This window comes from Streptomyces sp. NPDC059788 (assembly GCF_042732265.1).
In the GTDB taxonomy this organism is placed as follows: Bacteria; Actinomycetota; Actinomycetes; order Streptomycetales; family Streptomycetaceae; genus Streptomyces.
Map to the genome: position 1 here is coordinate 80,685 of NZ_JBHWHY010000046.1, position 6,252 is coordinate 86,936.

3 protein-coding genes are annotated in these 6,252 nt (G+C 75.8%); 1 reads left to right on the forward strand and 2 read right to left on the reverse strand.

All coding sequences use genetic code 11. The features are described from left to right. Window positions 1-35: 35 nt before the first annotated feature. Together ACFV57_RS32700 and ACFV57_RS32705 are read right to left on the reverse strand one after the other, a co-directional pair. The gene (locus ACFV57_RS32700; protein ID WP_385239631.1) at window positions 36-818 is read right to left on the reverse strand and encodes an ABC transporter ATP-binding protein; all 783 of its coding nucleotides are present in this window, start codon (window positions 816-818) and stop codon (window positions 36-38) included. A 198-nt stretch (window positions 819-1,016) separates the two neighbouring features. Further along, window positions 1,017-1,712 carry a disulfide bond formation protein DsbA gene (locus ACFV57_RS32705; protein WP_385239642.1) on the reverse strand — a complete coding sequence of 232 codons (696 nt, stop codon included), beginning with the start codon at window positions 1,710-1,712 and terminating at the stop codon, window positions 1,017-1,019. A 401-nt stretch (window positions 1,713-2,113) separates the two neighbouring features. On the opposite strand from ACFV57_RS32705, the gene ACFV57_RS32710 reads away from it, so the two are divergent. After that, window positions 2,114-6,127, forward strand: coding sequence for a hypothetical protein (locus ACFV57_RS32710; RefSeq protein ID WP_385239633.1), 4,014 nt, complete (start codon window positions 2,114-2,116; stop codon window positions 6,125-6,127). Window positions 6,128-6,252: the final 125 nt, after the last annotated feature.

A 6,252-nucleotide genomic window follows, 5' to 3' on the forward strand; every position in this document is an offset into this window, starting at 1 on the left:
GGTGTCAGTCCTGGGGTCGGTGTCGGCGGCGGGCGTCAGCTCGTACGGTTCTTCGCGTCGAAGAGCCGCATCCGGTCCAGGACGGCGTCGGCGGTCGGTTCGTACAGCTCCTCGACGACACGGCCGTCCGCGAGGAAGATCACCCGGTCCGCGTAGGCGGCGGCGACCGGGTCGTGGGTGACCATGACGACCGTCTGGCCCATCGCCCGTACGGACTCGCGCAGGAAGCCCAGCACCTCGGCGCCGGAGCGGGAGTCGAGGTTGCCGGTGGGCTCGTCGGCGAAGATGATCTCGGGCTGGGAGGCCAGTGCGCGGGCCACCGCGACGCGCTGCTGCTGGCCGCCGGAGAGCTGGTTCGGCCGGTGCTTGAGGCGCCCGGACAGGCCGACGGCCGAGATGACCCGCTCCAGCCACTCCCGGTCGGGCTTGCGGCCCGCGATGTCCATCGGCAGCGTGATGTTCTCGGCGGCGGTCAGCGTCGGCAGCAGGTTGAACGCCTGGAAGATGAAGCCGATCTTGTCGCGGCGCAGCCGGGTCAGGTGCTTGTCGTTCAGACCGGTCAGCTCGGTGTCCCCGATCAGCGCGGAGCCGGCGGATATGGAGTCCAGGCCCGCCATGCAGTGCATCAGCGTGGACTTGCCGGAGCCCGAGGGGCCCATGATGGCGGTGAAGCGCGCCCGGCCGAACTCGACGGACACGTTGTCCAGCGCGACCACACGGGTCTCGCCCTCGCCGTAGACCTTGCTCAGATCCGTGGCACGGGCGGCGACGGCCGCGGTGGCTCGGGCGGGGGCGGGGAAGGCGGCCGCGTGGGACACGGGTGAACTCCTGGGAAGGGGACGGGCGGGCCGCCGGGGCCGGTGGGCCCTGGCGGAACACCGGGCTCCACGGGCCGGGAGGGCCTGGGGAGCCGGGTGTGCGGTGCTGTCCCATTCTCGGCCGCGGGGGCCCCGCGAGGCCTCAGCCCGAAGTGTGGAAAGCCGTACCGGCCGGAAGTCCGACCTCTGCCGGGTCTGTCATCCCGTGGAGGGACGGACGTCCGACTTATGGCCGACGTAAGGAGCGGTGCCGGCGGGCTCCGGTCCGAAGTCCGGTGCCGCGGCGGCCGGGCGGCGCAGCTCGTGGAAGCCCGGTACGGAAGCCATCAGCAGCGCGCCGTCCCACAGCCGGCCCGCCGCCTCGCCCCGGGGCGCGGGGGAGACCACCGGCCCGAAGAAGGCCACGGTGCCCACCGCGACGACCGGCGTGCCGATCTCCTCGCCGACCAGGGCGACGGCGCGCGCGTGCGAGGCCCGGATCACCGCGTCGTACTCCGTGCTCCACGCCGCCGCGGCCACCTCGCGCGCCAGCCCCGCGTCCGACAGCGCGCGCTCGATCCCGTCCCACTCGCCCCGGTGGTGCAGCCGGATGCCGAGCGCGCGGTAGAAGCGGTCCAGCGCCTCCTGCCCGTACCGCTGCTCCACCGCGGCGCAGGCCCGCACCGGGGCCCACAGGTACGCGCCCCACTCGCCGTCCGGGTCCTCCGGGTTGACCTCCCGGCCCTCGTTGAGCACTTGGAGACTCATCAGCCGCGGACGCACCCGCACCGGGCGGACCCGCGCCACTTCCCGTAGCCACTGTGCGGCGACCCATGTGTACGGGCACACGGGATCGAACCAGAAGTCCGCCGTGACGCCCCGGCCACCGGCCGCCGCGCCTGCCGCCCCGTCCACCGAGCCCTTCCCGTCCACCGAGCCCTCCCGTCGCCGCGGCCGGACGCGGTCGGCCCTTGCCGGTACGCGCCCGGAACGCCTTCAGGATGCCATCGGGAAACACCCGTCCCGAAGGGCCGGACTCCTCGGCGCTCCGGCAGCCTTCGGTGTGTCCGACGCGCCGGGGGTGCCGTGGTGCGCGGACGTGCGTACGCGCACCACCCCCGTTTGCCGCCCCGACGGCGCCGGCGACTACGACTGTGCAACGCCGCGGAGTTGTCCGAAAGTGCGGCCCGCCCGCGACAAACAAGCCGGACAATGGGGAGCCGGGCCGCGGGGGCGGCCCCGGCGCACGGAAGAAGGTGGCGGGGATCGCAGGGGGAGGGCAGCACAAACCCCGGCTGGGACGCCCGGAACGCCCGGTGGACCCGCACGCGGGACCGGTGGAGCGGCTCGCCTGGGAACTACGGCAGTTGCGGGAGCGGGCCGGGACACCGAGCTACCGCACGCTCGCCAAGACGGCACACTATTCGGCCAGCACACTGGCGGAGGCGGCCAAAGGGGAGCGGCTGGCGACGCTGGACGTCGTCCTGGCCTACGCCCAGGCGTGCGGCGGGGAACGGGCCGAATGGGAGGCGCGGTGGCGCGCCGCCGCCGGGGCGGGCCACGCCGGACCGGCCACGGCACGGTGTCCGTACCCGGGGCTGGCCGCCTTCGAAGCGGCGAACGCCGCCGAGTACTTCGGCCGCGCGACCCTCACCAAGGAACTGTCCGGGCGCGTCGAACAGCATGTGCTCACCGTCGTCTTCGGCGCCTCGGGAAGCGGCAAGTCCTCCCTGCTGAGGGCCGGACTGCTGCCCCACCTCGGCGCGCAGTGGCATCCGGTCCTGCTGACCCCCGGAGCGCGGCCCCTCGGTGCCCTCGCGGCGGCGGTGGCCCGCCTGGTGGCGGAGCCGGAACCGCCGGGCCGCGGGAGCCCCGCCGCCGACACGGTCCGGGCGGTGGGGGAGGCGGCGACGGCGGTGGGGGCGGGTGCGCATGCGGCGGGTGGGGGTGTGGAGGCGGATGCGGGTGAAGGGACGGATACGGATGAAGGGGCGGGCGCGGGCGAGGAGCGGACCGCTCCCGGGGGCGCCGCTTCCGGGCCCGCCGCTTCCGAAGCCACTGCCCCCGAGACCGCCGCTCCCGAGCCCGCCGCCCCCGGGACCGTAGTCCCTGAGCCCGCCGCTTCCGAAGCCGCCGCTCCCCAACTTCCCACCCATGAAGGGCAACTCCCCGCCCCCGAAGACGGGACCACCACCCCCGAAGACCACGCCGCCGCCCTCCGCCGCCGGATGGACGAGGACCCGGCCGCCCTCGGCCTCGCCCTGCGCACCTGGCTCGCCGCGCGCCCCGACACCGCGCGGGCCCTGCTGGTCGTCGACCAGTTCGAGGAAACCTTCACCCTCTGCACGGACGAGGCCGAGCGCGCCGCGTTCCTCGGCGCCGTGGCCGACCTGGCCCGCTCCGGCGACCGGCGCATCCGGGTCGCCGTCGGCATCCGGGCCGACTTCTACGCCCGCTGCTTCGCCCACCCCGGGCTGGTCACCGCACTGCGCGCGGCCGCCCAGCTGCCCGTCGGGCCGCCCAGCCGCAGTGAACTGCGCGACATCATCGCCGAGCCCGCCGTCCGCTCGGGCGTCCAGGTGGACGCGGACCTGGTGGAGGCGGTGCTCGCCGAGGCGGCCGGCCAGCCGGGCGCGCTGCCGCTGGTCGGGCACGCGATGCGCGAGGCGTGGCACCGCCGCCGCGGCGACACCCTGCGGCTGGCCGACTACCGCGCCACCGGCGGGATGCGCGGCGCCGTCGCGCAGACCGCCGAGCGGATGTACGACGAGGCCGCGCCCCGGCAGCGGGACGTGATGCGGGCGGTGTTCCTGCGGCTGACCGCGCTCGGCGAGGGCACGGAGGACACCCGGCGCCGGCTGCCCCGCCGCGAACTGGACGGCCTCGCCGACCCGCACGAGATCGACGGGCTGCTGCGCAAACTGGCCGCCGCCCGGCTGGTCGTGCTGTCCGACGGCAAGGTCGAGGTCGCCCACGAGGCCGTCATCCGGGCCTGGCCCCGGCTGCGGCACTGGCTCGACGAGGACCGGGATTCGCTGCGCACCCACCGCAGGCTCACCGCCGCCGCCGAGGCGTGGCACGAACTGGGCCGGGACGCGGGCGCGCTGTACCGGGGCGCGCAACTGGCGGGCGCGCGCGCCTGGGCGCATCTGCACGGCTCCGCGCTCAACGCCCTGGAGCGGGACTTCCTGCGCAGCGCCACCGGAGCCGACCGGCGGCGCGGCCGCCGCGCGCGCTGGTTCACCGCGGCGCTCGGCACCTTCCTCGTCCTCGCCCTGATCGCGGCGGGTCTCGCCGTCCAGCAGTGGTCGGACGCCGAGTCGCAGCGCCGTATCGCGGTCTCGCGCCAGTACGCGGCCGAGGCCGCCGAGCTGCGCCGGCAACAGCCTCAGGCGGCGGCACTGACCGCGCTGTACGGCTACCGGCAGGCGGAGACGGTGGAGGCGCGGGGCAGCCTGCTCAGCGCCTACGCGGCTTACCGCGCCAACCAGTTCACCGGCCACACCGGCCTCGTCAACGCGGTGGCCTTCGCTCCCGACAGCCGCACCCTGGCCACCGCTTCGATGGACCGCACGGTCAAACTGTGGGACACCGCCGCCAACCGGATGCGCGGCACGCTCATCGGCCACACCGGCTCGGTGTACGCGCTGGCCTTCAGCCCGGACGGCCGCACCCTCGCGACCGCCGGGGACGACGGCACCGTACGCCTGTGGGACGTAGCGGCCCGCCGCAGCATCGCCAAGCTGGACGGCCCCTCGGGCCGGGTGATGTCGCTGTCCTTCTCCCGCGACGGCACCACGCTCGCCTCCGGCAGCACGGGCGACGCGGTACGGCTGTGGGACGTGGCCTCGCGGCGGCCCACCGACCTGTCCGGGCACACCGGCAACGTGGTGGCGGTGGCCTTCTCGCCGGACGGGAAGGTACTGGCGTCGGCCGGCGACGACCGTACGGTCCGGCTCTGGGACGCGGCCACCCGCCGGCCCCTGGCCACGCTCGAAGGCCACCTCCAGCCGGTGTTCGCGCTGGCCTTCAGCCGGGACGGCCGTACGCTCGCCAGCGGCGGCGGGGATCGCACGGTTCTGCTGTGGGACGTCGCGGGCCGCCGCAGAACGGGCGAACTGACCGGCACCGCCGAGCGGATCACGGCCCTGGCCTGGGCGGCGGGCAACCGCACCCTCGCCGTCGGCAGCTACGACGGCATCGTGCGGCTGTGGGACGTGCGGTCCCGCCACGCCGGGGAGAAGTTCGCGGCGCGGGTGGACGGGGCGAGCGCGCTGTCCTACGCGCGGGACGGCTCGGCCCTCGCCGCGCCGTCCGACGACGACACGGGCACGGTCCGGCTGTGGCGCTCCGCCGGCAGCCGGCAGGAGACCCTGGGCGCCGGGCAGAGCGCGATCACCTCGGTCGCGGTGTCCCCGGACGGCCGGATCATCGCCGCCGCGGGCAGCGCGCTGACGCTGTGGTCGGCCGACCGGCCCCGGCCGCTGCGGGTGCTCGACGCGCCGCCCGGCATGATCACGGGCCTGGTGTTCTCGCCGAAGAACGACGTCTTCGCCTCGGTGCACGCCGACCGTACGGTCCGGCTGTGGGACGCGGGCACCGGCCGGCTGCTCGCCACCCTGCGCGGGCACACGAACACCGTCCGGCAGGCGGCCTTCTCGCACGACGGCAGGAGCCTGGCCACGGTCGGGGACGACCGCGGCCTGTTGCTGTGGGACGTGGCCGGCCACCGCAGGACGGCCGCGCGCAAGCTGGCGGGCGGCGGGTCCACCGTCACCTTCGCGCAGGACGGCTCGACCCTGGCGGTCACCGAGAACGTCGGCAACCAGGGCAGGGTACGGCTGTTGGACCCCCGCACCCTCGCCGACCGGGCCCGCCTGACCGGCCGCTCCTACCCGATCTTCGCCGCGGCCTTCACCAGGGACGGGAAGACGCTGGCCACGTCCGGCACGGACCACAACGTCCTGCTGTGGGACATACCGGGGCGCCGGCTGGACGGCACGCTGCGCGGCCACTCCAGCAGCGTCGCCTCGCTGGCGTTCGGCCCGGACGGCCGCACGCTGGCCTCGGGCGGCGACGACGACACCGTACGGCTGTGGGACGTCGCCGCCCGCCGGACGTCCGCGGTGCTGTCCGGGCACACCGGCAGCGTGCTGTCCCTGTCGTTCTGGCCCGACGGCCGGGCGCTGGTCAGCGGCAGCGCGGACGGCACCATCCGCGAGTGGTACATCGCGGTCGACGAGGCGGCCGAGACGATCTGCCGGCTCAGCCGGACGGGCCACTGGGCGCGGACGGCGCTGGGCGTGCCGTCCGACTGGTACTGCAAGTGAGCACCGCGCCGCTGCCCGCGGTCGTGGCCCGCGGGCGGGGGCGCCGGGGGGGGGGCGCAGCCCCGCCGGGGGCGCAGCGGACGCGGGGGGCGGAAGCCAGATGCGGCGGGGGGGGAGCGGTTCGG